Source organism: Mesorhizobium sp. BR-1-1-10 (assembly GCF_020165595.1).
Lineage (GTDB): Bacteria > Pseudomonadota > Alphaproteobacteria > Rhizobiales > Rhizobiaceae > Mesorhizobium > Mesorhizobium australicum.
Genome location: NZ_JAIUIL010000006.1, coordinates 300,316 through 325,258, shown reverse-complemented (window position 1 = coordinate 325,258; position 24,943 = coordinate 300,316). Strand labels below are relative to the sequence as shown.

The 24,943-nt window shown below is 63.9% G+C and carries 21 protein-coding genes; 14 read left to right on the top strand and 7 right to left on the bottom strand.

The annotated features are described in order from the left end of the window. Positions 1 to 14 precede the first annotated feature (14 nt). Positions 15 to 917 carry a LysR family transcriptional regulator gene (locus LB555_RS15555; protein ID WP_224643232.1) on the top strand — a complete coding sequence of 301 codons (903 nt, stop codon included), beginning with the start codon at positions 15 to 17 and terminating at the stop codon, positions 915 to 917. Positions 918 to 919: 2 nt separating this feature from the next. Here LB555_RS15555 and LB555_RS15550 read toward each other — a convergent pair whose 3' ends face one another. The 4 genes from LB555_RS15550 to LB555_RS15535 form a co-directional block, all read right to left on the bottom strand. Then, a complete protein-coding gene (locus tag LB555_RS15550) occupies positions 920 to 2,176 on the bottom strand; it encodes an Hsp70 family protein (protein ID WP_224683204.1) in 1,257 nt (418 codons plus the stop codon). A gap of 171 nt (positions 2,177 to 2,347) precedes the next feature. After that, positions 2,348 to 3,136: a TIGR02186 family protein gene (locus LB555_RS15545; RefSeq protein ID WP_140614750.1), complete on the bottom strand. Its 789-nt coding sequence runs from the start codon at positions 3,134 to 3,136 to the stop codon at positions 2,348 to 2,350. Continuing rightward, positions 3,136 to 4,059: a sulfite exporter TauE/SafE family protein gene (locus LB555_RS15540; RefSeq protein ID WP_015319313.1), complete on the bottom strand. Its 924-nt coding sequence runs from the start codon at positions 4,057 to 4,059 to the stop codon at positions 3,136 to 3,138. Before LB555_RS15540 ends, LB555_RS15545 begins: the two co-directional genes overlap by 1 nt. Before the next feature lie 192 nt (positions 4,060 to 4,251). Beyond that, positions 4,252 to 8,316, bottom strand: coding sequence for a peptidoglycan-binding protein (locus tag LB555_RS15535; RefSeq protein ID WP_224683203.1), 4,065 nt, complete (start codon positions 8,314 to 8,316; stop codon positions 4,252 to 4,254). 452 nt (positions 8,317 to 8,768) lie between these two features. Between LB555_RS15535 and LB555_RS15530 the strand changes: the two genes are divergently transcribed. From LB555_RS15530 to LB555_RS15490, 9 genes are all read left to right on the top strand, one after another. After that, positions 8,769 to 9,230, top strand: a complete 462-nt coding sequence (locus LB555_RS15530; RefSeq protein ID WP_015319311.1) for a MerR family transcriptional regulator — start codon at positions 8,769 to 8,771, stop codon at positions 9,228 to 9,230. A 265-nt stretch (positions 9,231 to 9,495) separates the two neighbouring features. Then, positions 9,496 to 11,286 carry an acyl-CoA dehydrogenase gene (locus LB555_RS15525; RefSeq protein WP_224683202.1) on the top strand — a complete coding sequence of 597 codons (1,791 nt, stop codon included), beginning with the start codon at positions 9,496 to 9,498 and terminating at the stop codon, positions 11,284 to 11,286. 46 nt (positions 11,287 to 11,332) lie between these two features. Beyond that, on the top strand, positions 11,333 to 12,505 hold the full coding sequence (locus tag LB555_RS15520) for an acyl-CoA dehydrogenase family protein (RefSeq protein ID WP_224683201.1): 1,173 nt from the start codon (positions 11,333 to 11,335) through the stop codon (positions 12,503 to 12,505). Between the two features lie 34 nt (positions 12,506 to 12,539). Then, entirely contained in the window at positions 12,540 to 13,748 is a 1,209-nt protein-coding gene (locus LB555_RS15515) for an acetyl-CoA C-acetyltransferase (RefSeq protein ID WP_015319308.1), read from the top strand. 13 nt (positions 13,749 to 13,761) lie between these two features. Beyond that, a complete protein-coding gene (locus tag LB555_RS15510; protein ID WP_224683200.1) occupies positions 13,762 to 15,981 on the top strand; it encodes a 3-hydroxyacyl-CoA dehydrogenase NAD-binding domain-containing protein in 2,220 nt (739 codons plus the stop codon). 28 nt (positions 15,982 to 16,009) lie between these two features. Then, positions 16,010 to 16,195, top strand: a complete 186-nt coding sequence (locus tag LB555_RS15505) for a hypothetical protein (protein WP_318011802.1) — start codon at positions 16,010 to 16,012, stop codon at positions 16,193 to 16,195. 143 nt (positions 16,196 to 16,338) lie between these two features. Then, a complete protein-coding gene (locus LB555_RS15500) occupies positions 16,339 to 16,644 on the top strand; it encodes a hypothetical protein (protein ID WP_015319306.1) in 306 nt (101 codons plus the stop codon). A gap of 138 nt (positions 16,645 to 16,782) precedes the next feature. Beyond that, positions 16,783 to 17,418, top strand: a complete 636-nt coding sequence (locus tag LB555_RS15495) for a helix-turn-helix transcriptional regulator (RefSeq protein ID WP_015319305.1) — start codon at positions 16,783 to 16,785, stop codon at positions 17,416 to 17,418. 9 nt (positions 17,419 to 17,427) lie between these two features. Beyond that, positions 17,428 to 18,282: a thermonuclease family protein gene (locus LB555_RS15490; protein WP_411970774.1), complete on the top strand. Its 855-nt coding sequence runs from the start codon at positions 17,428 to 17,430 to the stop codon at positions 18,280 to 18,282. Here LB555_RS15490 and LB555_RS15485 read toward each other — a convergent pair. Beyond that, positions 18,248 to 19,894 carry a lysine--tRNA ligase gene (locus LB555_RS15485; protein WP_224683199.1) on the bottom strand — a complete coding sequence of 549 codons (1,647 nt, stop codon included), beginning with the start codon at positions 19,892 to 19,894 and terminating at the stop codon, positions 18,248 to 18,250. The two genes, LB555_RS15490 and LB555_RS15485, sit on opposite strands and share 35 nt — an antisense overlap. A gap of 155 nt (positions 19,895 to 20,049) precedes the next feature. On the opposite strand from LB555_RS15485, the gene LB555_RS15480 reads away from it, so the two are divergent. Continuing rightward, entirely contained in the window at positions 20,050 to 20,463 is a 414-nt protein-coding gene (locus tag LB555_RS15480) for a tellurite resistance TerB family protein (RefSeq protein WP_015319302.1), read from the top strand. 39 nt (positions 20,464 to 20,502) lie between these two features. Here the strand turns inward: LB555_RS15480 and LB555_RS15475 are convergent, their stop codons facing one another. Further along, on the bottom strand, positions 20,503 to 21,354 hold the full coding sequence (locus LB555_RS15475; RefSeq protein WP_224683198.1) for a transporter substrate-binding domain-containing protein: 852 nt from the start codon (positions 21,352 to 21,354) through the stop codon (positions 20,503 to 20,505). 259 nt (positions 21,355 to 21,613) lie between these two features. Between LB555_RS15475 and LB555_RS15470 the strand changes: the two genes are divergently transcribed. The 3 genes from LB555_RS15470 (at position 21,614) to LB555_RS15460 (ending at position 23,828) form a co-directional block, all read left to right on the top strand. Further along, positions 21,614 to 22,345: a helix-turn-helix transcriptional regulator gene (locus tag LB555_RS15470; RefSeq protein WP_041163567.1), complete on the top strand. Its 732-nt coding sequence runs from the start codon at positions 21,614 to 21,616 to the stop codon at positions 22,343 to 22,345. A gap of 98 nt (positions 22,346 to 22,443) precedes the next feature. After that, entirely contained in the window at positions 22,444 to 23,082 is a 639-nt protein-coding gene (locus LB555_RS15465; RefSeq protein WP_015319299.1) for an acyl-homoserine-lactone synthase, read from the top strand. After that, entirely contained in the window at positions 23,079 to 23,828 is a 750-nt protein-coding gene (locus LB555_RS15460) for an enoyl-CoA hydratase-related protein (protein ID WP_140660678.1), read from the top strand. The genes LB555_RS15465 and LB555_RS15460 overlap by 4 nt, the downstream gene beginning before the upstream one ends. Positions 23,829 to 23,880: 52 nt before the next feature. Here LB555_RS15460 and ppk2 read toward each other — a convergent pair whose 3' ends face one another. Continuing rightward, positions 23,881 to 24,789: a polyphosphate kinase 2 gene (gene ppk2 / locus LB555_RS15455; RefSeq protein WP_224683197.1), complete on the bottom strand. Its 909-nt coding sequence runs from the start codon at positions 24,787 to 24,789 to the stop codon at positions 23,881 to 23,883. Positions 24,790 to 24,943 lie beyond the last annotated feature (154 nt).

Below are 24,943 nucleotides of genomic sequence, written 5' to 3'. Positions count from 1 at the left end.
TTCTTAATACAGGCATGACCCTCGATCAGTTGCGCATTTTCGTCGCCGTCGCAGAGCGCGGCCACATGACCAAGGCGGCGGAGCTTCTGGGCATTTCCCAATCGGCCGCGTCGGCGGCCATTCGCGCTCTGGAAGAGCAGCATGGTGTCCATCTGTTCAACCGCGTCGGCCGCAACATCGAGCTGGCTCAGACCGGCCATCGGTTTCTGCCGGAGGCCAAGGCCGTGCTGGAGCGGGCCGCCGCCGCGCGCAATGTCCTGGAACATGTTTCGCAGACGGTCGCCGGCAGCCTCTCCATCGCCGCCAGCCTGACCATCGCCAGCTACTGGCTGCCGCGCCGGCTGGCCTCTTTCCACGAGGCCTATCCGGCCGTCAGGCTGAGCGTCACCATCGGCAACACAAGGCAGGTCGAGGCCAGCGTGCTGGATGGAACCGCCGATCTCGGCCTGGTCGAAGGGCGCACCGAGTCCGACTTGTTGCGCCGCGTCAAGGTCGATACCGACCGGTTGATGCTGGTCGTTGCCAGCTCCCATCCAGAGATCGCCGAAACCGCGCCGGGCCGCCCCGACATCACCGGTCTGCGCTGGATAATCCGCGAGGGCGGCTCCGGCACGCGCGAGGTGCTGGAGGATCTGGCGCGCCGCGAGGGGATTTCGCTTGCCGACCTCAGGATATTCCTGGTGCTGCCCAGCAACGAGGCGGTTCGCCAAGCTGTCGAGGCGGGTGCCGGCGCGACCATCATTTCGGAGCTGGTGGTCGGGCGCGCGGTCGCCGAGGGGAGCCTGAGAGCCGTGCCGATTGAATTGCCGAAGCGCGACTTCGCCATGATCACCCACCGCGACCGTCAGGCTAGCCTGGCCCAGATGGCGCTGAAGGCGCATCTGGCCGCGGAGGCGAACCGGTCCACGTTGGGGTAGGTTCAGCCGAACTTCCGCTGCGCATCGAGCGCCAGGCCGAGCCCGACCGATCCGAACATGTCGCCTTCTATGACGGAAGCCCGCGGCACCAGCGACAGGATTTCCCGCCTTGCCAGCGGGATCGCCGTCGATCCGCCGGTCAGGAACACCGCGGTGATGTCGGAGGGCTTGACTCCGGCGTCGCGGATGGTCTGCGCCACCGTTTCGGTAACCCGCTCGATGTCTCGAGCGATCGTCGCCTCCAGCCCGTCGCGCGTGATCCCGGCGGCGAATGCCGCGCCCGGCAGCTTCACAGCCACGTCCGCCGATGACATGTCGGTCAGCTCTATCTTGGCTTTCTCGACCAGCGCCGCCAGCGCGTGCCCGTAGCGGTGCTCGACGATATGGATGAAGCGGTCGACCAGGTCGGCGCGCGCGGCCTCGTAGCGGATCTGGCGCAGATGCGTCATCGCCTTGGCGGTGTAGACCAGATTGATGCGCTGCCATGTGGCGAGATCGATGAAGTAGCTGGCCGGCAGATTGCGCTTGCCGTCCTTGGTCGGCGAGAGGTACCCGAGCTGCGGCATGACATGGGCGATGCTCAGCAGCCGGTCGAAATCAGTGCCGCCGATATGGATGCCGCGGCTGGCCAGGATGTCGTCCTTGCGATCGGCCGATCGCGCGCGCTCCGGCGAGACCCGCACGATCGAGAAGTCAGACGTGCCGCCGCCCATGTCGATGATCAGCGCCAGTTCCTCGCGTGTCACCTTCTGCTCGTAATCGAGCGCCGCCGCGATCGGCTCGAACTGGAAAGCGATATGCTTGAAGCCTTGGGCACGGGCAGCCTTCTCGAGTTCGCCTTGCGCCTCCGCGTCGGCTTGCGCGTCGTCATCGACGAACTGCACCGGGCGGCCGAGCACCACGCTCTCCACCACGCCGCCGGCGTCCTCTTCCAGCCGCGTCCTCAGATGACCGATGAACAGGCCGATAATGTCGATGAAGCCGATCTGGCGTGCCTTGATCCGCGTCTTCTCGTGGGCGAGCGAACTGCCGAGCACGCTCTTCAACGAGCGCATCAGGCGGCCTTCGATGCTTTCGGTATAGTCCCCGATAGCGCGGCGGCCAAAATAGGTATGGCCATCCTCGAAATTGAAGAACACGGCACTTGGCAAAGTGGGCTGCCCGCCCTCCAGCGGGACCAGCCGCGCCTTGCCGTTCCGGATGACGCCCACCGTGGAATTGGACGTGCCGAAGTCGATGCCGCCGAATGCCTGATGCATCGCAGCCTCCTGTCATTGTTTCATGGCGGCAAAACAGCGGCGACGCGTCGCCGCTGTCATCGGGATGCCGGACCGCTCCTGGCGAATGGTATGTGCGTGTTTGCCCCTGGGCTGGGAGGCGGCGGTTTATCGCATGGCGGCGAAAAGGGGAACCCCTCTTTTCCCGCGGCATCAATCCTTTCGGAACACCAGCCGGCCGAGCCAGCCAGTCACCATGGCCAACGATACGGCGAACACGCCGTAGAGGAACGAATAGTCGTGGGCGACGCGGAAGATCGATTGTTCGAAGCCCGATTTGCGGATTTCGAGCTGCGCCGAACTCTCCTTGACGAATAGGCCGCTCTTGAACAGGAATGCGCGCGCCTTGTGCGTGCCGACCGAGACATCAGGCGCCAGCCTGACGGTAGCGCGAAACAGGTTCTGCGACAGGAATTGCACGCCGCCGACATTCTCGCTGTAGAGGCCGGCGGCGGCCTTGCGTTCGCGCAGTGCGGCCGTGAATTCCTCGATCGTCGCCGGGCTGTCTCCGGCTTCGGCGGGCTGCATGTAGAGGTTGGAGGCGCCGAGCGACAGCTGCTTGTAGCTGTTGGGTTCGGTGATGTCCTGCAGCGGCCGCGTCGTCGCGACCGAATAGGACACCGGCACGTTCTCGAAGGTCTCGGAATCCAAATTGACCCACACGCCCAGCACCCGGTCCTTGCGGCGCACGACCACCGGTTTCGGCGGCCCTTCGAGCACGACGATGACGTCGTAACGGCCCTGGCGTGCGACCAGCGGGTCGGGATTTTCCAGCGAACCGAAGATGGTCAGGTCGGCGCCGGAAAAACCGGCGGTGATCGACACCGCGTCGGTGGAAAGGCCGATCTGGATGCCTTCCGTCAGCGGCGTCTGCGCCTTCGCCGGCGCGGCGGCGATCAGGGACAGGAGAGCGACGGCTGCGAGCGCTTTCAGGCCATTCATCAGTTGAGGCCCAGGCCGGACAGCGAATAAAGGTTGGGCGGCGTGACGAACAGATCGGTGGCAAGCCGGATCGCCACCGCCAGCACCAGCAGCGCCAGCAGCGCCCTCAATTGCTCGCCGCGCAGCCGCTGGCCGGCCTTGGCGCCATATTGCGCCCCAGCCACGCCGCCGGCCATTAACAGGAAGGCCAGCATCACATCGACGGTCTGGTTTGTGGTGGCGTGAACCAGCGTCGTATAGGCGGAGGTGAAGATGATCTGGAACAGCGAGGTGCCGATGACGACATTGGTCGGCACTTTCAAGAGATAGATCAGCGCCGGCACCATGATGAAGCCGCCTCCGACACCCATGATCGACGACAGGAAGCCGATGCCGGCGCCAAGCCCGAGCACCGGAATGACGCTGACGAACAGTTTCGACGCGCGGAAGCGCATCTTCAGCGGCAGGCGGTGGATCCAGTTGTGCTGGCCGGATTTCTTCAGCACCGGTGCCGCGCCGCTGCGCGTGGCGCGCAGGGCGTTGATGCTCTCGACCAGCATCAGCCCGCCGACGGTGCCGAGCAGCACGACGTAGAGCAGCGAGATGAACAGGTCGAGCTGGCCGAGCCTGCGCAGGAAGCCGAACACATAGATGCCGCCGGTTGAGCCGACGACGCCGCCGGCCAGAAGCACGCTGCCGAGCTTGAAGTCGAGCGTCCCTCGCTTCATGTGCGACAACACGCCGGAGACGGAAGAAGCAATGACCTGGTTGGCGCCGGTGGCGACCGCGATCGCCGGCGGGATGTTGTAGAAGATCAAGAGCGGCGTGATTAGGAAGCCGCCGCCCACCCCGAACATGCCCGACAGGAAGCCCACCGCGGCGCCCATGGCCAGCAGCACGAAGACGTTGACGGAAATTTCCGCGATCGGGAGATAGATGCCCACCCGTCTGTCTCGATCAGTTTGCCTGTCGGCGAATAAAGCCGCTGCGGGCACTATCGCATCGAAAAGCCAATTTTCTCTTGCGCCGACGCGGCAGCGGGACCAAACCCCGTCACCGCGCCGAAACAAAAAACAACTCAATCAGTTAACAGGCAAATGTAAGGCAAGGGCGTCGTGGAAACGACGCTTCTGCCGTTATTTGCGCGCCAGCAATGCCTTGACCAGCTTCTCGTCGACCGCGCCCGTCGCTGGCAGCTTGTTGTCGGTCTGGAAAGCGATGATCGCGTTCTTGGTCTTCCCGCCCATCACGCCGTCGGCGCCGCCGGCGTCATAGCCGTTCTTGTTGAGGATGAGCTGGATGTTCTTGACCGCCTTTTTCATGTCGATGCCGGCCGTCGTCTGCGGCGTGCCTTCCTGCCAGGATTCGGGAATGTCCACCGAATTGGCCGCCGCGTTGAGCGGCTTGGCCTTCCACAATTCGGTCGCCGCGCGCGCGCGCTCGAGCTGCTCGGGCCGCAGCGCGTTGGCGATCTCGTCGCGCTTGGCCGCAGCATCCTTGTCGCCGGTCTTGGCGACGAGCGCGAACCATTTGTAGGATTCCTCCAGGTTCTGCTTCATGCCGACGCCCTTGGCGGCGAGGATGCCAAGATTGAACTGGCTGTCCTTGACGCCGAGGTCGGCGGCCGCCTGGAACCAATGCGCGGCCGATTCATTGTCGGTTGCGCCGTCGGCGGCCATGGCGAACAGCACCGCCAGATTGTGCATGGCGCTGGCGTTGCCCTGCGCAGCGGCGAGCTGGTACCAGGTCTTCGACTTCTTGATGTCGCGCGCGACGCCGATGCCCTTCTCGTAGAAATTGCCGATGCGGTATTCAGCCGGCGCGAAGCCGAGTTCCGCCGATTTCTCGTACCATTTGGCGGCAGCCGGCATGTCTTCCTTGACGCCGCGCGACTCGGCGTAGCGCGAGCCGACCTCGAACAGCGCCTTGGCGTCGCCACCGGCGGCGGCGTCACGCAAGGCGACCGGGCCGGCATCGGCCGGAATGTCGAACTTGATCGCGGCTGTCGCCGCCGGCTTGTCCATGGGCGCAACGGTGCCAGTCGTGTCGTTGGTCGTCGCCTCGGTCGCCACTGGCGCGGCAGGGGCCGCTTGGAGATCGGCATCCGTCGCCTGCGTAGCGCCGGCGGCTGGTGCCGGATCCGTCATGGCCGGGGCAGCGGTCATCGGAGCAACCGGCGCGGCCGAAGCCATCGCGTCGGGGGCGCTCGGGCCGGAGGCCATGGCCGACGTGACCGGCGAAGCGGGCTCGGCCGTGGGCGCTGTGTCCGGCATCGCGTCCGTATCAGACGGCATGGCCACGACGGTCCGCGCCGCCATATCGTCCTTGCTGGCCGGCGCGGATTGTTCGGCCTGCCTGGCCGGACGGGCCGGCGCGCTGTTCATCGCCGTCGGCTGAACTTCGGTCTTCGGCTGGCTGGCGGTATCGAGAGATGCCGTCTGAACCGGCTGCGGGGCGACGATCGGGGATGCGTCGTTGCTTGCCACCTGGGCGGGATCCGAAAGGAACGCCTTGCCGAGCTGCAGGCCGGCAAGCGCCAGCATGATCGCTGCCGCCGCCATCAGGATCGGCTTGCGCCGCGCCTTGAGCAGGTCGCCTATCCTGAGCGCCTTGACGGGGCCTTTCATCGTCGACTGGCGCTTCAGGGCGTCGGCCTCGGCCGCGGCCGCCTGCGCCGCGCGCCGGGCGGCGGCGATGAAATCCGATTTCGCCGCGTCGCTGTCGCCGAACTTTGCCGGTTGTCCGCGCTCGTCGCGCACGCGCTTCATGATGGCATTGAGGTCAGGCGCGCCGGAGCCGGGCTCCAGCGGGCGGTTGGCCACTTTCGGGTCGAGCGGCTCGTCGAGATCGACACTCGGGATGTCGGCGCTCGGCGCCGAGCCGGCCAGCGGCGGAACATCCGCCGCCTTCTTGCCCTTGAAGGCCCGCGCCAGTCCGCCGAACATCGATTTGCGGCCTGCCGGCTGGTCCTTTCCGGCGGTGGTGTCGGAACCGAGTGCGGCCATCGCGGCGGCGGCGGCGGCTTCCGCCGGCGAGCGCGTGCCCGGCCGGGGAGACAAGCCCGTTCCAACGTGCAGTGCGGGCTCGCCGGGCTCGGTGCGCACTATGGCCGCGGCACGCGCGTCCAGATCGGCCATGTCGCCAGTCAGCGGCAGCTCGTCCATGGTCATGGATGGTGCGTTCACGGCCATCTTGGGCCGCTGCAAGCCACGCCAGCCACTGGGTTCGATCGAGGCCGCGTCCAGGAGTTCGCTTACCGCTTCGGACGGCTCGCTGGTTTCCAGCGAGCCCAGCCTGTCGACGATCTTGAGCAGTGTGTCGTGAATGGCCTCGAAGGTCCGCGAATTGCGCTCGTCGGAACGCCGCGTCAGCGTCTCCAGGGTCTTCAGATCCTGGGCGAGGCCGGATACCGCGGCCGTATTGGTGCTCGTTCCGGCCAGCGAGCGCACCGCGTTCTCGGCCGCCTCACGTGCCGCGCCGAGGATGGAATCGCGGGTCCCGGCCAGCGCTTTTTCGATTTCGTCGAGGCGTGGGCTGATGTCCTCGAAGTCCGGCAGCGGCGTGCTGGGCTTGGAAAGATGCGCCGACAGGCCGGCGACCTGCGCCTCCAGGCTGCGGATCAGCGCCGGATCGATGCCGGCCACCTGGGCCGCCGAAGCGTCCAGCCGGCTTGAAATATCTTCGAGCCGGCTTTCCAGGCCCCGGATCGCCGCCTCGCCGGCGGGATCGGGAGCGCGTGTCTCCATGCGCTTGGCCAGTGCGGTGAAGCGAGCGTCGATGGCGTCCATGATGCCGGCACTGTCGACCTGCGGCATGCTGCGCTGGTCCAGCCGGTCGGCAACCTCGTCCAGCCGGCGCTCGAGATCGCGAAACAGCATGTTGCCCTGCTCGATGGCGTCGCCCTGGCGCCGCTCCATCATGCCCGACAGCACGTCGAAGCGCTGCTCCAGCCCGTGGAAGATGTAGTCGGCGTCGGGCATGGCCGGCGCCTGATCGATCTTGTCGGCGATCAGCGCGATCTGCTTGGCGAGCCGTTCCATCGCCTGCTCGGGCAGGTTGGCGCGGCCGGCGAGGTCGTCGACCCGGCTCGACAGCGTGTTCAGCCGGTCGATCACGACATTTGCGGGACGGTCCTGCGCCACTTCCTCGATCTGCTGGGCGAGCGAGTCGATCCGCTTCTCGATGCGCTCGAAGGCTTCGTGGTCGATTGAATTCGCCTGTGCGGCGACTGTCGAGGCGACGATGGCGCGGGAAATCTCGTCCAGCCGCTCGTCGATCATGGCCAGCGTGCCGCCGCCGCGATTGTCCTGCTGGCTGGCGAAATGGTCGACCGCCCCGGCCAGCGTGCGGACCTTCTCCTCCAGCGAACGCAGGGACAGCGATTCCGGCAGATTGTTGACCGCGTTGCTGATCTGCTCCAGCCGGTCGGTCAAGGCGGCAAGGGCGGGGTCGTCGGAGCGTTTGCGCTGGTCGGCGTCGACGCGATCCTCGAAGGCCGTCCAGCGGCGATCGAACTCGTCCCAGCGACGGTCGACCTTCTGCACGCTCTCCTCGCGCGCCAGCGTGTCGAGCGCGGCTTTGACCTGTTCGAGTTCCAGTCGCAGCAGGTTGACGCTCCTGTCGTCGCTCTTCTCCGACAGCGATTTGATGGCGCCGGAGAGCCGCTCGAATTCCACGCCGAGTTCGGCGCTGCCCTTGCCCGATGTCCCGGATTTGGCGTTCGACTGGAAGGCGCGGTCGATGTCCTTGCGCAGCGCGTCGAATTCGCGCTGCAGCCCTGAAGTCACCTGGTGGCGCAGTTCCTCGCGCATGCCGCGCAGTTCGCCGGCGATCTTGCCGACCATGGCGACGCTGTCTTCCTGGCCGCGCACGCGGTCGATGTCACGCGCGATCGCCTGATAATTCTGGTCGAAGGGTGCAGGGGAGGGCGCCGGGTTGTGCGCACGCGGTGCCGGCTGCGGATCCTCGTACCAGCGCTGCTGGGCCGTCGGCTGCGCAGCGGGATAGCGCGGGTCGGAGGCGGGGTAACGCGGTTCGGCCCCATATTGGCGAGGCGCGGGTCGTGCCGTCGCGTCCTCGCGCGTCTGCCCCAGGCGCTGTTCCAGCGTCTCCAGGGAGCGGTTCAACTGCTCTAGCGTGGTCTGCGGCTTGCGCTGCCTGCCGGCATTGAGTGTATCGAGGTAGGACCGCTTGCTGTTCATCGGTGCGTCCGTCTTTCAGATTGGCCGGCTTGCGGCCAGCTCCCCAAGTCCCTGCCGGAACGAGGCGACCGCGCTTCGATGCCACGGTGGAAGACAAGCTTCCCGGGTTTCCCCGCGCTCCGAAAAACCGTGAAAATTCGATACAGGATAACCACGGGTAGCCGACACGCGCACATTTCGCCCAACGTGGTAAACAACGCGTTAACCAAGCTTAAGAAGTTGCAAGGAAGTTGGCTGACGTGACTTCCGGTGCGGCATAAAGCACCGTTCTCAGAACGCCCTTGCGTCATGAGACGGCTACCGGTATAGAATTGACGTAAACGTAAATGGCGTATCAACTGCGCTGTTTTCGATTTGTTTGTCGAAACCACGGCCGGAAGCACGCCCCCGCTTCCAGTCAGGCGACGCATGGTCCGGGACCGCGACGCCACCAGACGGGGAAGCCAGTGACCATGAAGCTTATCTCGGCCGGCGAGACCGCGGCCAACACCAATAATGCAACCGTTGAAGCCGGCGAGGATCTCTCCCGCATCGGCGAGATGGCCAAGAAGTACGGCGTGACGCTGCGCACGCTGCGTTTCTATGAAGACAAGGGCCTGCTCAACCCCCAGCGCGACGGTTCGACCCGTCTCTATACGCGCCGCGACAAGGCGAGGCTGAAGCTGATCCTGCTCGGCCGCAAGGTTGGGTTCTCGTTGCGCGACGTCAAGCAGATGATGGACCTCTACGATCCGACCGGTTCCAACACCAAGCAGTTGCGGCTGGCGCTGGACAAGTCGGAAAAGCAGCTCGCTCGCCTGCAGAAGCAGCGGGCGCTGATCGACGACGCCATCAATGAGCTCGGCGGCTCGATGTCGGCGGTGCGTCAGATGCTGGCCGAGCGTTCGGCGCCGCAAGCGAGCGTCGCGAGCTAAGCCACCCTCCGATACTGTCGGACCCTTCACAACAAAGCCGCGTGGCGATGCCGCGCGGCTTTTTCGCTGTCTGGCCTGCGTGATTCGCGCTGGCTTGCGCATTGCCGTGACGCTTGGCGATTGCGCCTGTGGTGGCGGAAATCTTGCCGCAGCGCAAATATTGACGTTTACGCAAACGTCAATATTTGCTATTGCGGCTTCGACATTGGCCCGCTTGCCGCGCACGGCTTGATTTCGGGGTCAATCCGCATGGTGGAGGAAAAGCATGCCGATCTACAGGGCCCCGGTCCAGGACACGCTGTTCGTGCTCAACGAGGTGCTCGGCTATCAGCGCTATTCGAACCTTCCGGGGTTCGCCGACGCAACGCCTGACGTGCTGGAGGCAATTCTCGCCGAAGGGGCCAAGCTCGCCGAGAACGTCATGCATCCGCTCAACCGTGTCGGCGACATGGAGGGTTGCGTGCGCCATGACGACGGCTCGGTGACCACGCCCAGGGGCTTCAAGGAAGCCTTCGACCAGTATCGCGAAGGCGGCTGGATGGGCCTGGCGGCGCCCGTCGAGTTCGGCGGCCAGGGCCTGCCCTATGCCGTGCACACGGCGGTGGCTGAATACATGGTGTCGGCCAACATGTCGCTGATGATGTATCCGGGCCTGACCCAGGGCGCGATCGCCGCCATCATCACCCACGGCACCGACGAGCAGAAGGCGACCTGGCTGCCCAGGATGGTCGAGGGCAGCTGGACCGGCACCATGAACCTGACGGAGCCGCATTGCGGCACCGATCTTGGCCTGCTGCGCACCAAGGCGGTGCCGAACGGCGATGGTACCTACAAGATTTCAGGCCAGAAAATCTTCATCTCGGCCGGCGAGCACGACATGTCGGACAACATCGTCCATCTGGTGCTGGCCCGCATCGAAGGCGCGCCGGAGGGCGTCAAGGGCATTTCGCTGTTCATCGTGCCCAAGCTGAAGCTCGACGCCTCGGGCAATCCGGGGACGAGAAACACCGTCTCCTGCGGCTCGATCGAGGAGAAGATGGGCATCCACGGCAACTCGACCTGCGTCATGAATTATGACGAGGCCGAAGGCACGCTGCTGGGCGAGGCCAATGGCGGCCTGAAGGCGATGTTCACGATGATGAACGAGGCCCGCCTCGGCGTCGGCCTGCAGGGCCTGTCGCTGTCGGAGATCGCCTACCAGAATGCCGCCGCCTATGCCAAGGACCGGTTGCAGGGCCGCTCGCTGTCGGGCCCGAAGGCGCCGGACAAGAAGGCCGACCCGATCATCGTTCATCCCGACATCCGCCGCTCGCTGATGACCATGAAGGCGTTCAACGAGGCCGGCCGTGCACTGGCGCTGTGGACCGCGATCAAGTCCGATATCGCGCACCGCTCCGCCGACGACAAGGATCGCCAGGCGGCCGACGATTACACCGGCCTGATGACGCCGGTGGTCAAGGGCGTGCTGACCGACAAGGGTTTTGATCACGCCGTCATGGCGCAGCAGGTGTTCGGCGGCCACGGCTACATCGAAGAGCATGGCATGAGCCAGTTCGTGCGCGATGCCCGCATCGCCATGATCTATGAAGGCGCCAACGGCATTCAGGCGCTCGACCTCGTCGGCCGCAAGCTCGGCTTGAACGGCGGCCGAGCCATCCAGGCCTTCTTCAAGGAGGTCGGCGAGTTCTGCGAGGAAAACCGCGCGGACGAGAAGATGGCGCCCTTCACCAAGGGTCTGAAGAAGGGCCTCAACGATTTGCAGGCGGCGACCATGTGGCTGCTGCAGAATGGCATGGCCAAGCCCGATAATGCCGGTGCGGCCTCGACCGACTACATGCATCTCTTCGGCCTCGTCGCGCTGGGCTACATGTGGGCGCGGATGGCCAAGGCGGCACAGGGCAAGACTGATGCCAACGGCTCCCAGTCTTTCTACGATAACAAGGTGGTGACGGCGCGCTTCTTCATGGAGCGGATCATGCCGGAGACCTCGGCGCACCTCGCCCGTATTTCGAGTGGTGCCGATACGCTGATGGCCCTGCCGGCGGAAGCGTTCTAAACTCCGTCTCGCTAGCCTTTCTGTCTGTCGATACGCGGAGGAAATCGTGGCGACAAATCCCGCCGAAGTGCTCTCTTTGCCGAAACCAGCCTGGGCGGCCGACGAGGTCGGCATGCTCTACGACATGGCTACCCGCTTCATGTCGGAGGAGATCGCGCCGCGCTACGACGAGTTCGAGAAGAACGAGATGGTCGACCGCGAAAGCTGGCTCAAGGCTGGTTCCTCCGGCCTGCTCTGCGCGTCCATGCCGGAGGAATATGGCGGCTCCGGCGGCACCTTCGCGCATGAGAGCGCCATCATCGAGGCGATCGGCCATGTCGGCGTCGACGGTTTCGGCATCGGCCTGCACAATTCGATCGTCGCCCCCTACATCCTCCATTACGGTTCGGAAGAGCAGAAGAAGAAATGGTTGCCCAGGCTCGCCACCGGCGAACTGATCGGCGCCATTGCCATGACCGAGCCCGGCGCCGGTTCCGACCTGCAGGGTGTCAAGACCCGTGCCGAGAAGGACGGCAACCAGTACAAGATCAACGGCTCCAAAACCTTCATCACCAACGGCCAGCTGGCGAACTTCATCATCGTCGTCACCAAGACCGATCCGGAGAAGGGCGCCAAGGGCACCTCGCTGATGGTCATCGAGACCGACGAGGTCGAGGGGTTCGAACGCGGCCGCAACCTCGACAAGATCGGACTGAAGGCCAACGACACGTCGGAGCTGTTCTTCAACGACGTGCGTGTACCGACCTCCAATCTGCTCGGCCATGAAGAGGGACAGGGCTTCGTCCAGCTGATGCAGCAATTGCCTCAGGAGCGGCTGCAGATCGGCACCGGGGCGATCGCCATGATCGAGCGGGCGCTGGCGCTGACCATCGACTACGTCAAGGAGCGCAAGGCCTTCGGCAAGGCGATCATCGATTTCCAGAACACACAGTTCAAACTGGCGGAGCTGAAGACCGAGGCCACCATCGGCCGCGTCTTCTACAATGAATGCGTCACCCGCCACATCAATGGCGGCCTCGATCCGGTGACCGCTTCGATGGCCAAGTACTGGCTCTCCGACCTCCAGGGCAAAGTCGTCGACGAATGCCTTCAATTGCATGGCGGCTATGGCTACATGAATGAATATCCGATCGCCCGCATGTTCCGCGACGCTCGCGTCCAGCGCATCTATGGCGGCACCAACGAGATCATGAAATTGCTGATCGGACGCTCGCTCTGAGCAGCTTTTCAGCGAACCCCAGGGAGCATGAAAAATGACCGAAGCTTATGTCTATGACGCCGTGCGCACGCCGCGCGGCAAGGGCAAGAAGGACGGATCGCTGCACGAAGTGCCGGCGGTACGGCTCGCCGCCAGGACGCTCGAGGCCCTGCGCGATCGCAACGGGCTGGACACTGCAAACGTCGACGACATCATCTTCGGCTGCGTCGACCCGGTCGGCGAGGCGGGTTCCGTCATTCCACGCGCCGCCGCCTTCGAGGCCGGCTACGACACCAAGGCACCCGGCATGCAGATCTCGCGCTTCTGCGCCTCCGGCTTGGACGCCATCAATTTCGGCGCCGCCAAGATCGCGCAAGGCGCCGATGAAATCGTCATCGCCGGCGGCGTCGAATCCATGTCGCGCGTCGGCATGGGCATGTCCGGTGGCGCCTGGTTCATGGATCCTTCGGTCGGCCTGCCCGGCTGGTTCGTGCCGCAAGGCATTTCGGCCGACCTGATCGCCACCAAATACGGCTTCTCGCGCGACGACGTCGACGCTTACGCGGTCGAGAGCCAGAAGCGCGCCGCAAGATCCTGGGCTGATGGCCGCTTCAAGAACTCGGTCATCCCGATCAAGGACCAGAATGGTCTCACCATTCTCGATCATGACGAGCATATGCGGCCGTCGACCGACATGCAGTCGCTCGCCTCGCTCAACCCGTCCTTCGTCATGCCTGGCGAAATGGGCGGCTTCGACGCGGTGGCGGTGCAGAAGCATCCGGAGGTCGAGGAGGTCAACCACGTCCACCACGCCGGCAACTCGTCCGGCATCGTCGATGGCGCGGCCGCCGTGCTGCTCGGCTCGAAGAAGGCCGGCAAGGCGATGGGTCTCAAGCCGCGCGCGCGCATCCGCACCTTCGCCAACATCGGCTCCGAGCCGGTGTTGATGCTGACCGGCCCGGTCGACGTCACCGAGAAACTGTTGAAGCGCGCCAAGATGAAGCTGTCGGACATCGACCTGTTCGAGCTCAACGAGGCCTTCGCCTCGGTGGTGCTGCGCTACATGCAGGCTTTCGAAATTCCGCACGACAAGATCAACGTCAATGGCGGCGCTATCGCCATGGGTCACCCGCTCGGCGCCACCGGCGCGATGATCCTCGGCACCGTGTTGGACGAACTCGAGCGGCGCGACCTCAACACCGCGCTGGTGACGCTCTGTATCGGCGCCGGCATGGGCACTGCAACCATCATCGAACGCGTCTGACGGGGAGAGAACGATGAGCTACACCAATTTCACCCTCGACATCGACGCCGATGGCATCGCCTTGGTCACCTGGAACAGCCCGGACCGCTCGATGAACGTCTTCACCGAAGAGGTGATGCGCGAGCTGAACGATATCGTGGACAAGGTGGCCGGCGACGCCGCCATCAAGGGCGCGGTGATCACCTCCGGCAAGGACACCTTCTCCGGCGGTGCCGACATCACGCTGTTGCAGAGGATGCTGACCACCTTCGCCACCGACAAGGTCAAGGATGTCGAAAAGGCGACCAAGGCGCTGTTCGACAATGCCGGCATCATGACCGGCCTGTTCCGCAAGCTGGAAACTTGCGGCAAGCCATGGGTCTCGGCGATCAACGGCACCTGCATGGGCGGCGCCTTCGAAATGTCGCTCGCTTGCCATGGCCGCGTCGCGGCCGATTCCGACAAGGTCAGGATGGCACTCCCCGAGGTGAAGATCGGCATCTTCCCCGGTGCCGGCGGCACCCAGCGTGTGCCGCGGCTGACCGACCAGCAGCAGGCGCTGCAAATGCTGACCTCCGGCCAGACCCTGTCGCCGCAGAAGGCGAAGGCGATGGGCCTGATCCATGAGATCGCCGAACCGGCCAAGCTGGTCGAGATCGGCAAGGCGATGATCAGGAACGGCCTCAAGCCGGTGGCGCCGTGGGACGAGAAAGGTTTCAAGCTGCCCGGCGGCCCGGTCTATTCGGCGGCCGGTGCCAATCTGTGGCCGCCAGCCATCGCCATCCTGCGCCGCGAGACCCATGGCAATTATCCGGCCGCCGCGGCGATCCTGAAATGCGTCTATGAGGGCCTCCTGGTGCCCTTCGACACGGCGCTCAGGATCGAGCAGCGCTATTTCACCGAGATCATGCAGACCAAGGAAGCGGCGGCGATGATCCGCTCGCTGTTCGTGTCGCTGCAGGAATTGAACAAGGGCGCACGCCGCCCGGCCGGCGTGCCGGACACCAAGTTCAAGAAGATCGGCATCCTCGGCGCCGGTTTCATGGGCGCGGGCATCGCCTATGTCACGGCCAAGGCCGGCATTCCGGTGGTGCTGCTCGACCGGGACATGGAGGCGGCCGCAAAGGGCAAGGCGCATTCCGACGGCCTGATCTCGGATCAGGTCAAGAAGGGCCGTGCCAAGCCCGAGGATAAGGACAAGCTCTTGTCTCTGATCACGCCGACGGCAGACTATGCCGACCTCGCCGGCTGCGATCTCGTCGTTGAAGCCGTGTTCGAGGATTCCGCCGTCAAGAAGAACGCCACCGAACAGGCGGAAGCCGTGCTGAAATCGTCGGCGATCTTCGCCTCGAACACCTCGACCATTCCGATCACCGGCCTCGCCAGGAATTCGGCGCGGCCGAAGAATTTCATCGGCATCCACTTCTTCTCGCCGGTCGACAAGATGATGCTGGTCGAGATCATCCTTGGCAAGAAAACCGGCGACAAGGCCCTGGCCACCGCGATCGACTTCGTGCGGGCCATCAAGAAGACGCCGATCGTCGTCAACGACACGCGCGGCTTCTACGTCAATCGCTGCGTGCTGCGCTACATGTCGGAAGCCTACAAGATGCTGATCGAAGGCGTGCCCGCGCCGATGATCGAGAATGCGGCAAAGGCCGCCGGCATGCCGGTCGGTCCCCTGGCGCTGACCGACGAGACGGCCATCGACCTTGCCCAGAAGATCATGAAGCAGACCATCAGGGATCTCGGCGAAAAGACCGTCGACCCCAGGCAGATGGCGCTGATCAACACCATGGTCGACGATCACGGCCGCTTCGGCCGCAAGAACGGCAAGGGTTTTTACGACTACCCGGGCAAGCCGGCCAAGAAGAAGCTGTGGCCCGGCCTGAAGGATCTTTATCCGCAGCTCGCGGCCGAGAAGGTCGACTATGAGGAGCTGCAGCAACGCCTGCTGGTCACCATCGCGCTCGAAGCGGCGCGCGTGATGGAAGAGGGCATCGTCACCGATCCACGCGAGGCCGATGTCGGCTCGATCCTGGCCTTCGGCTTCGCGCCCTACACCGGTGGCGCGCTGTCCTATATCGACGGCATCGGCGCCAAACAATTCGTCAAGATCGCCAAGGCGCTGCAGAAGAAGTATGGCGCCGAGTTCAAGGCGCCCAAGCTGCTCCTCGACATGGCCGAGAAAGGTGAGACCTTCTACGAACGCTTCGACCCCTATGCCAAGGGCGATGTGAAGCAGGCAGCCTGACAGAGCGTCATGTTATGTCTGGGCGCGCATGCCGGCCACGGCGCGAAGCCGTGGCCCCTACATGATGGGCGGTGAAGGCCGGCTGGCCTTTCGCTGCCTGCCGACCGACTATGACCGCAAGGCGCGCCGCTTCCTCGACATTGACGCGGTTGTCGCCGCACTTGGCCGTGCGGTGAACCGCGGCCACCGACCGAGGCAGAACGCATTTTCATGACATCGCACCAGGGACTGCGCGGCCTGGCCAAATCGTCCGGCTGACCAACCCGTTGGCAAGCAGGATTCGATCGACTTTCCCAAACCAGGCGCGGATGATATATTAGGTATCGCTAACATGATGTTGGCGGAGGAGTAATCATCATGCGTATGATGCTGAGAGTTTCCATCCCGGCCGAGGAAGGCAATAAGGCGATCAAGGACGGCAGCATGGGCAAGATCATCGAGCAAACCCTGTCCGATCTCAAGCCGGAGGCTGCCTACTTTACCGCGGACGGTGGTTGGCGGACGGCCTACCTTTTCCTGGAGGTAAAGGACAGTTCGGACATGCCCTATGTCGCCGAGCGGTTCTTCTTCGCCTTCAATGCCACCGTCGAGCTCATCCCGGTGATGAACGTCGACGAGCTCCAGAAGGGCCTGCCGAGGGCGATGGCGGCATTGGCCGGATAGCCGGCTTCGGCCATGACACTGTGCCGTGGTTGCGGCACACAGCTTTGTTCGTGATCCGCCAGCCCGCTGGTGGACAACTCAGCCGTTGCGCGTTAGACAGGAAGAGGCATTTTTTCCTGTTTCGAAGGAGAGCACGTCATGCTCTCGCACGACCGAGTCTGGGCTGCCATCGATGCTCTTGCCGAGCGCTATTCGCTTTCGGCTTCGGGTCTGGCAAGGCGCGCGGGACTTGATTCAACCGCCTTCAACAAATCCAAACGCTTGTCCTCGGACGGTCGGCCGCGCTGGCCTTCGACCGAATCGCTGGCCAAGATCATCGAGGCGACGGGCGCTTCGCTGGACGAATTCACCGGGCTGATCGAAGGCCGTGGCGCATCGCCCGCCAGCCGGCGCGCGGTGCCGTTGCTCGGCTTCGCCCAGGCCGGCGCCGGCGGCTTCTTCGACGATGCCGGCTTTCCGGCGGGGCAGGGCTGGGATCTCGTCGAATTGCCGGCGCAATCGACCGAAAGTTCCTATGCGCTGCAGGTGCAGGGCGATTCCATGCTGCCGCTCTACCGCAATGGCGACGTCCTCATCGTCGAGCCGGGTGCGGCCACCCGCAAGGGCGACCGCGTCGTCGTCAAGACCACATCGGGCGAGGTGATGGCCAAGGTGCTCGAGCGCCAGACAGTCAAGTCGATCGCGCTGGTCTCGCTCAATCCAGAGCATCCGGACCGCGACATCCCCATGCTCGAGGTCGAGTGGGTGGCGCGGATCGTCTGGGCAAGCCAATAGGTGCAACGGGTGCGACTTCCTCATCTTGTCCTGGCGGTTCTGATGATCCCGGCGATGGCGGCGCTGGTCGTTGCCGGCGGACGCACGCTGAAAGGCAGCGAAAGCACTGTTGCGGTGGATCAGATCGATCCCGGCGCCGACACTACCGCTGAGGCAGATAGGGATGCGACGCCCGAGGAACCGTCCACCTCAGCAATTCGTGTACCGGCGCAGCCACCAAATCCGGCGGCGCATTCGCGGGCGATCGACCCGGACGTGGTCGCGCCCCCGGAACTGCCCACCGGCGAACTCGAGCGGGTCGAGCCGCGTGCGCCGTTGAGCAAGCTGGCGCTCGCCGTGCCGCCCAAGCCTAAAATGCCCGACGACTGGAACGGCACGAAGCTGTTCCAGCCGGTCGCTCCGGCCGCCGGCCTGATCGAGGCGAAGGGGTATTCGGTCGCGATTTCCGGCATCGATGTCGTCAGGCAGGACGAGACCTGCACCACCGACGGGAAATCCTGGCCGTGCGGCATCCGCGCGCGCACGGCATTCCGCGCCTTTCTGCGCGGCCGCGCCGTGGTTTGCACGGTGCCGCCGGAAGGCGGACGCGACCGGATCGCGGCGGAATGCCGGATCGGCAAGCAGGATGTCGGTCAATGGCTGGTCGAAAACGGCTGGGCGCGTGCCGCCAAGGGCGGACCCTATGTCGAGGCCGGTGACAAGGCACAAGGCGCGAAGAAAGGCATTTTCGGGTCGGCGCCGAACCTTGCCGGCATCTCGGCGATGCCGGCCGCACCCACCCCAGCGCCTCAGGCGCCGGGCTCGATCCTGGAGGAGGACGGCGGCGTCCTCAAGCCAGCTGACCAGCCAGCGCCTTCTGAATGAGCGAGCGGGTCTCGGCGACGCCGTAGAGGGCGGCGAACGATCCGAAGCGTGGACCACGCTCCTGGCCGATCAGCACCTGGTAGATCATCTGGAAGAAGGCGCCTGAGACACCCGGGCCACCTTCAGGACTTTGCTTGGAATGATCCTGATAGCGTTCGATCTTGCGCGCCACGTTGAGCGAAGCGTTCTGGATCGCTTCGCCGCTGGCGCCCGCCGGCAAGTCGCCAAGTGCCTTTTCGAGAGCCACCAGCGCTTCGCGCTCGACCTCGTCGGCCGGGCGAAAGGTTTTCGTCGGCTTCACGAAATCGTCGAAGTAGCGGATCGCGTAGCCCGTCAGCCGGTCCAGCTCGGGATGGGTCGCCGGAGTCACACCCGCGACGTGACGCGAGATGAAACCCCACAGAACGTCCTTGTTCTGCGCATTGGAGGCGCTGACAAGGTTGAGCAGCAACGAGAACGGCACTGGCATGTCGATGGCGGGCGGATTGCCGTCATGCATATGCCAGACCGGGTTGCCCAGCCGCTCCTTCCACTCTTGGCGGGGATAGGCGGCGAGGAAGGTGTAATATTCGTCCACGGCCCGCGGGATGACGTCGAAATAGAGTTTCTTGGCCTGCCGCGGCCGCTGGTACATGTAGAGCCCCAGGCTCTCGGTCGGCGCATAGGTCAGCCATTCGTCGATGGTCAGGCCGTTGCCTTTCGACTTGGAGATCTTCTGGCCATTCTCATCGAGGAACAGTTCGTAGACGAAATGCTCCGGCGCCCGCCCGCCCAGTATGTTGCAGATGCGGTCATAGACCACTGCATTGGTCTGATGATCCTTGCCGAACATCTCGAAATCGACGCCGAGTGCCGCCCAGCGCATGCCGAAATCCGGCTTCCACTGCAGCTTCACGCGGCCGCCGGTGACCGGCAGCGTGGTTTCGGTGCCATCATCGTCGAAGGTGATGGTACCGGCCTTGGGGTCGACATGCTTCATGGGAACGTAAAGCACGCGCCCACTCTTTGGCGAGATCGGCAGGAAGGGGCTGTAGGTCGCCTGCCGCTCAGGTCCGAGCGTCGGCAGCATGACCGCCATGATCTGGTCATAGCGTTCGGCGGCGCGCAACAGCATCGCATCGAAGCGGCCTGACTTGTAGTATTGCGTCGCGCTGGCGAATTCGTAATCGAAGCCGAACGTGTCCAGGAAGCGGCAGAGCATCGCATTGTTATGGTCGGCGAAGCTAGCATAGTCGCCGCCGAAGGGGTTGGGCACCGATGACAGCGGCTTGTGCAGATATGGCTCGAGCGCAGCGCGGTCCGGCACGCTGTCGGGTATCTTGCGCATGCCGTCCATGTCGTCGGAAAAGCACAGCAGCTTGGTCGCGACCTTGTCCTGCGTCAGCACGCGAAACGCATGGCGCACCATCGAGGTGCGCGCCACTTCGCCGAACGTGCCGATATGCGGCAGGCCCGACGGTCCATAGCCGGTCTCGAACAGGATCGTTTCGGGGAAATCGGCGCCCTTGTAGCGTTCGATAATCTTTTTGGCTTCCTCGAACGGCCATGCCTTGCTCTCGGCCGCGGCCGTCAGCAGTTCGGGATTGAGATCGATGATGTTTGATCCCGCCATGTCACAGTTTCCAGATTGTATCCCGGCAATAGCCGCAAGTGCATTTTCAACCGGTCTCTAGGCGTGCGTGGCCGGAGCGTCAACGCGTCGGGCGCTTTTTCCTTGCGGCCTCAGGCTCCCCTTCCTACTTTCGGAGCCCGTTCAAGGAGCAAAGAATGCTGTCGCCCACCCCGCACGAAGCCCTGATCTATCTGATGGTCATCACTTCGGCCTCCGACCGGGACATGACCGATGTCGAACTGGCCAGGATCGGTGAGGTTGTTCGCTCGTGGCCGGTGTTCGAGGATTTCAAGCAGGACCGGTTGGTTGCCGTGGCCCAGGCCTGCCAGAAGATGCTGCATGAGAAGGGTGGGCTCGAAGGTGTCCTGACCCAGGTCTCGGAGGCGCTGCCGGAGCGGTTGCGCGACACCGCCTATGCCGCGGCCTTCGAAGTGGCCGCCGTCGATCTGGAGATGCGGCTGGAGGAAGTGCGGGTGCTGCAGTTGATCCGTCGCCAGCTCGATCTCGACACGCTGACCGTGGCGGCCATCGGTCGTGCGGCCAAGGCAAGGCTGCGAACTCTGACCTGACGAGGTTACGGCCGGATCAGAAAAGCTGACCGGACCGGATCAGAAGAAACTGACCGGGAAATAGCGCAGGTAGAATTCGGCGAAGGTGCCTTTCATCGAAATCTCTTGCAAAGCGTAGTCGAGGGCCGCGGCCAGCGCCGGATTGTCCGCTCGCGTGGCGATGGCCATTCCGGTGCCCAGATATTCGGGCGCCAGGTAGGGGCCGCCGGCAAAGCGACAGCAGCCGGCGGCATCGGAGCCGCCGAGCCAGAAGGCGAAGCGCATGCCATCGCCGAAAGCCGCGTCGATCTTGCCGGCCTTGAGGTCGCCATAGAGGGCTTCCGGCTTGTCGAAGGGGACGACCTGGATCGTGCCGAAATAATCGCGCAGCATGCGTTCATGGGCCGAGCCCGATATCACGCCGACTCGCTTGCCGTGCAATTTGTCGAAGAGCGGTTCCGCCAGCGCCTTGTTCTTCGCAGTGATGAAGCGCGCCGGGAACTGCAGGTAGGCGCGCGAGAAGGCGTATGTCTGGCGCGACTGTGACGTCGGGGCAATGCCGGCGATAACAGCTTCACCTTCGCCCCTCTCAAGCGCGCCTTGAAGCTCCGCCCAAGGCAAGGCCTGGATCTGGCATTTGTCGACGATGCCGAGTTCCGCGCAGATGGCGCGCGCCAGGTCGATGTGGAAACCGGACAGCTTCCCCGCGCCGTCGAGGAAATTGAAGGGCGGAAAATCCGTGGTCGTCAGGAACCGCAGCCGCGGCAGCGCCGAAAGGTCGGGCTTGGGAAGCCGCTCCTTGGCATCCCACAACACCGGCACCTGCGGCTCCGCCGCGCCCGCGCCGGAAACCCATGACAATGCGGCGATGAGCGCCGCTGCCAGGACATGGGACCTCCATTGGAACGCCACGATAAAACTCCGCCGCACCCGTGCTCGTGCCGGTTTTGGTACGAAAACGATACAGGCACAATGCTTTTTGATTTCAACGCTTCGATTTCAGGATATGGTTCGGTCGGTTTGCAAACAGCGGTGGCTGCCCTGGTGGGAATACCAGGGTCGAGAACCACAACCGGAAGCGGGCGCTTTGCAATCCGTGGTCGGTGGCGAAGTGCCGGGAAGGCGCGGACCATGGACTTAATGCATGAGGCAACATGGGGTTGATGTTGCGATGAGTCAGTTCGATCGAACGCTGGAATACATAGATCAACTGCAGCACGCCGCAACGGCGGCCGCGGTCTGCGAGAAACTGTTGGGCGTAACGTCGGAGTTCGGTCTGACCGCGCTGATGGCCGGAACCGTTCCGCAGCCGGGCACACCGACGGGCCAGCAGAAGCAGCATGTGCTGCTCTGCGACTGGCCGGTCGAATGGCTCGAGCGCTACGTGACGCGCAACTATGTCGATCACGATCCCGTCGTCAGTCACATGAAACAGCTGCAAGCGCCGTTCCAGTGGCGGGAAGCCGCCCAGGGCATCCGCATCGACAAGAGCAGCGGCGAAGTGATGGGCGACGCCGGCGCCTTCAAGTTGCGCGACGGGCTGGCCTTTCCGTTGATCACGCTCGACGGCGAAATCGTCATGGTGTCGCTGGGGGGCGAGGCCGTGGAACTGTCGGCGGCCGAGTTCGGCCTGGTCTCCCTGGTCTCGACCTATGCCGTCGGCCGCGCCATGCAACTCCACACCATGGCGACCACGACGATCGATCACATCGAGCTGACGCCGCGCGAACGCGAATGCCTGCAATGGGCTGCCGTCGGCAAGTCCGAATGGGAGATTTCCCAAATCCTCGGCATCTCCGAGCACACCTCGGAGAAACATCTTCTTAACGCCAAAAGCAAACTCGGTGCCGTCAACCGGGTCCAGGCAGTCGCCGAGGCGATAAGGCGCGGCTACATTAGCTAGGTCGGCCGTGCAGGCCTAGAACTTCTTGCCTACGTGATCACGCAATTTTCGCATCGAAGCACGGCCGTATCTTCCCCTGAACCACAGGAGACTACGGAATGCTTTTTTGTCTTACGACCAAGGAATTGATGGAACGTCCCGACCTTTGGGAGGCCGTCCATCGGCTGCGCTACCGGATATTCGTCGAGGAGATGGGATGGGAGGACCTTCGGCGCCCCGACGGATTTGAGGTCGACCAATTCGATCATGACGAGGCGGTGCATCAGATCGTCATCAGGGGCAATGAAGTCGCGGGCTATCAGAGGATGTTGCCGACCACACGGCCGCATTTGCTGACCGAGGTGTTGACCGATCTCTCCGAAGGAACGCCGCCGGCGGGTCCCAACATCTGGGAGTTGACCCGCTACGCGGTGGCTCCGGGTTTTCGCGATGGCCGGCGCGGCGTCTCGACCGTCGGCACGGAATTGATAGCCGGCTTCGTCGAGTGGGGTCTGAAGCGCGGCGTCGACAAGGTGATCATCGAGTTCGAGCCGATGTGGGTGCTGCGCGCATTGCAACTGCACTTCCTGGCGACGCCGCTCGGTTATCAGCGCACCTATGGCAACCAGCAGGTCGTGGCGACGCTGCTCACCTTCAACGAGCACACGCTGGACGTGGTGCGTTCGCGCCGCAATCATCATGCACCCGTCTTGGCCAGGGGATATCCCGACATGTTCGGTCAAAGGAGGGCGTCATGAACGCGCACCCGCAACCCGAACTGCGCAACCACACACTGATCGTCACCGTGTCGTCGAACGACGGCCGGCCGGTGCTCGACCGGAGGGCCTATGAGAGCCTTGCCAGGACGTTCCATGAAGCCGCCGAGAATGACGAGGTGCGGGTTGTCGTGCTGCGCGGCCTGGCCGGCTGCTTCTGCCTTGGTGGTGACTTTTCCGAATTCCTGGATGCCGCCAAGCACCAGAAGCTGATCGCCGCCGTCACCGACATGTTCCGCATGCTGGCGACGTTTCCAAAGCCGATCCTGGCCTGTGTCGACGGCGATGCCGTCGGCGTCGGCTGCACCATCCTGTTCCATTGCGACATGGTGATCGCATCTGAAAAAAGCACCTTCCGGGTGCCGTTCGTCGATTTCGGCCTGGTGCCGGACGCGGCAACCAGCATCCTGGCGCCGCAGAAACTCGGCTATGCCGGTGCTTTCCGCTTCTTCTGTCTCGGCGACACGCTTGTTGCCGAAGACGCCAGAGCGCTCGGCCTCGTTGCCGAGATCGTCGCGGAAGGCAGCGTCGAGGAAGCGGCGCTTGGCCGAGCCAGGCAGCTCGCCAAAAAGCCGGTTGCCGCTTTGCTGCAGACACGCGGCCTGCTCAAGGGGAACACCGCCGCGCTTTGCGAGCGCATCGATGAGGAGATATCGCTGTTCCAGCAGGCGCTGCAGGACGACGCCACGTTGCGACGGTTGCAGCGGATCGCCAGGCTGGCTGCCTGAGCCACCGCCCGGAATGCTATGCCGCGTGGACCGTCATGCGGCATAGCAGATATCAACTTTCCTTGCCCAGGAATGACGGCCCTTCGCCGATGATCTTCTTGTCTTCCTTGCCGATAGCGTCGAGATCGCGCCCCTCATAGGGCAGCGACAGCAGGATGCGGCGCATCACCGCCAGCCGCGCGCGGCGCTTGTCGTTGGCCCGCACGATGATCCATGGCGCGAACTCCTTGTGGGTGCGCTCGAACATGGTGTCGCGCGCCTTGGTGTAATCGTCCCACTTGGTGATGCCGGCAATGTCGATCGGCGAGAACTTCCAGCTCTTCAGCGGACTGTAGCGGCGATCGTGAAAGCGCTCGAGCTGCGTCTCCCGGCCGATGTTCAGCCAGAATTTGAAGAAATAGATGCCGTCATTGACGATCATGCGCTCGAAATGCGGCGTCTCGTCGAGAAACTTCTCGTGCTGTTCGGGGGTGCAAAAACCCATCACCGGCTCGACGCCGGCACGATTGTACCAGGAGCGGTCGAAGGTGACGAATTCGCCGGATGTCGGGAAATGGTCGGCATAGCGCTGGTAGTACCATTGCCCCAGTTCCGTCGGGGTTGGCTTGGTCAGCGCGACGTTGCGCGCCGTGCGTGGGTTAAGATACTGGCGCAGCACGAAGATCGTGCCGCCCTTGCCGGCCGCGTCACGACCCTCGAACAGCGCCATCATCCGCTTGCCGGTCGCCTGCAGCCATGCCTGCGCCTTGACGAGCTCTATCTGCAATTTCTCGAGCGTCTCGTCATACTCCTCGCTCTTCATCTTCTTGTCGTAAGGATATCCGCCCGCGGTCAGCTTGTTCTCCTCGACCCAGTCCGGAAGCTCGGGATTCTCGATATCGAACTCCCGTTCCTTGCCGCCGATCCTGATTTTCAGCGGGCCCGAGGTTGGAGTGACCGAATTGTCGTTGGCTTTTTTCATGCAGACGAACCCTTTTAAGTGTCTGGACTCATGCTATTGGGAGCCACTACAGCGCCGCGCCTCCGTTTGGACGCGCAAAGGAGGCTGTAGCACTTTTGATTTGCGGTCCAGCGGAAGTTTTCGCCGCCGTCTGACCGGTGGAGGCTGGGCGCGC

Bases quoted from the DNA above. Each gene is read 5' to 3' on its own strand.
- LB555_RS15555 (WP_224643232.1), top strand. From the start codon at position 15: ATGACCCTCGATCAGTTGCGCATTTTCGTCGCCGTCGCAGAGCGCGGC.
- LB555_RS15550 (WP_224683204.1), bottom strand. From the start codon at position 2,176: ATGCATCAGGCATTCGGCGGCATCGACTTCGGCACGTCCAATTCCACG.
- LB555_RS15545 (WP_140614750.1), bottom strand. From the start codon at position 3,136: ATGAATGGCCTGAAAGCGCTCGCAGCCGTCGCTCTCCTGTCCCTGATC.
- LB555_RS15535 (WP_224683203.1), bottom strand. From the start codon at position 8,316: ATGAACAGCAAGCGGTCCTACCTCGATACACTCAATGCCGGCAGGCAG.
- LB555_RS15530 (WP_015319311.1), top strand. From the start codon at position 8,769: ATGAAGCTTATCTCGGCCGGCGAGACCGCGGCCAACACCAATAATGCA.
- LB555_RS15525 (WP_224683202.1), top strand. From the start codon at position 9,496: ATGCCGATCTACAGGGCCCCGGTCCAGGACACGCTGTTCGTGCTCAAC.
- LB555_RS15515 (WP_015319308.1), top strand. From the start codon at position 12,540: ATGACCGAAGCTTATGTCTATGACGCCGTGCGCACGCCGCGCGGCAAG.
- LB555_RS15510 (WP_224683200.1), top strand. From the start codon at position 13,762: ATGAGCTACACCAATTTCACCCTCGACATCGACGCCGATGGCATCGCC.
- LB555_RS15505 (WP_318011802.1), top strand. From the start codon at position 16,010: ATGCCGGCCACGGCGCGAAGCCGTGGCCCCTACATGATGGGCGGTGAA.
- LB555_RS15500 (WP_015319306.1), top strand. From the start codon at position 16,339: ATGCGTATGATGCTGAGAGTTTCCATCCCGGCCGAGGAAGGCAATAAG.
- LB555_RS15495 (WP_015319305.1), top strand. From the start codon at position 16,783: ATGCTCTCGCACGACCGAGTCTGGGCTGCCATCGATGCTCTTGCCGAG.
- LB555_RS15485 (WP_224683199.1), bottom strand. From the start codon at position 19,894: ATGGCGGGATCAAACATCATCGATCTCAATCCCGAACTGCTGACGGCC.
- LB555_RS15480 (WP_015319302.1), top strand. From the start codon at position 20,050: ATGCTGTCGCCCACCCCGCACGAAGCCCTGATCTATCTGATGGTCATC.
- LB555_RS15470 (WP_041163567.1), top strand. From the start codon at position 21,614: ATGAGTCAGTTCGATCGAACGCTGGAATACATAGATCAACTGCAGCAC.
- LB555_RS15465 (WP_015319299.1), top strand. From the start codon at position 22,444: ATGCTTTTTTGTCTTACGACCAAGGAATTGATGGAACGTCCCGACCTT.
- LB555_RS15460 (WP_140660678.1), top strand. From the start codon at position 23,079: ATGAACGCGCACCCGCAACCCGAACTGCGCAACCACACACTGATCGTC.
- ppk2 (WP_224683197.1), bottom strand. From the start codon at position 24,789: ATGAAAAAAGCCAACGACAATTCGGTCACTCCAACCTCGGGCCCGCTG.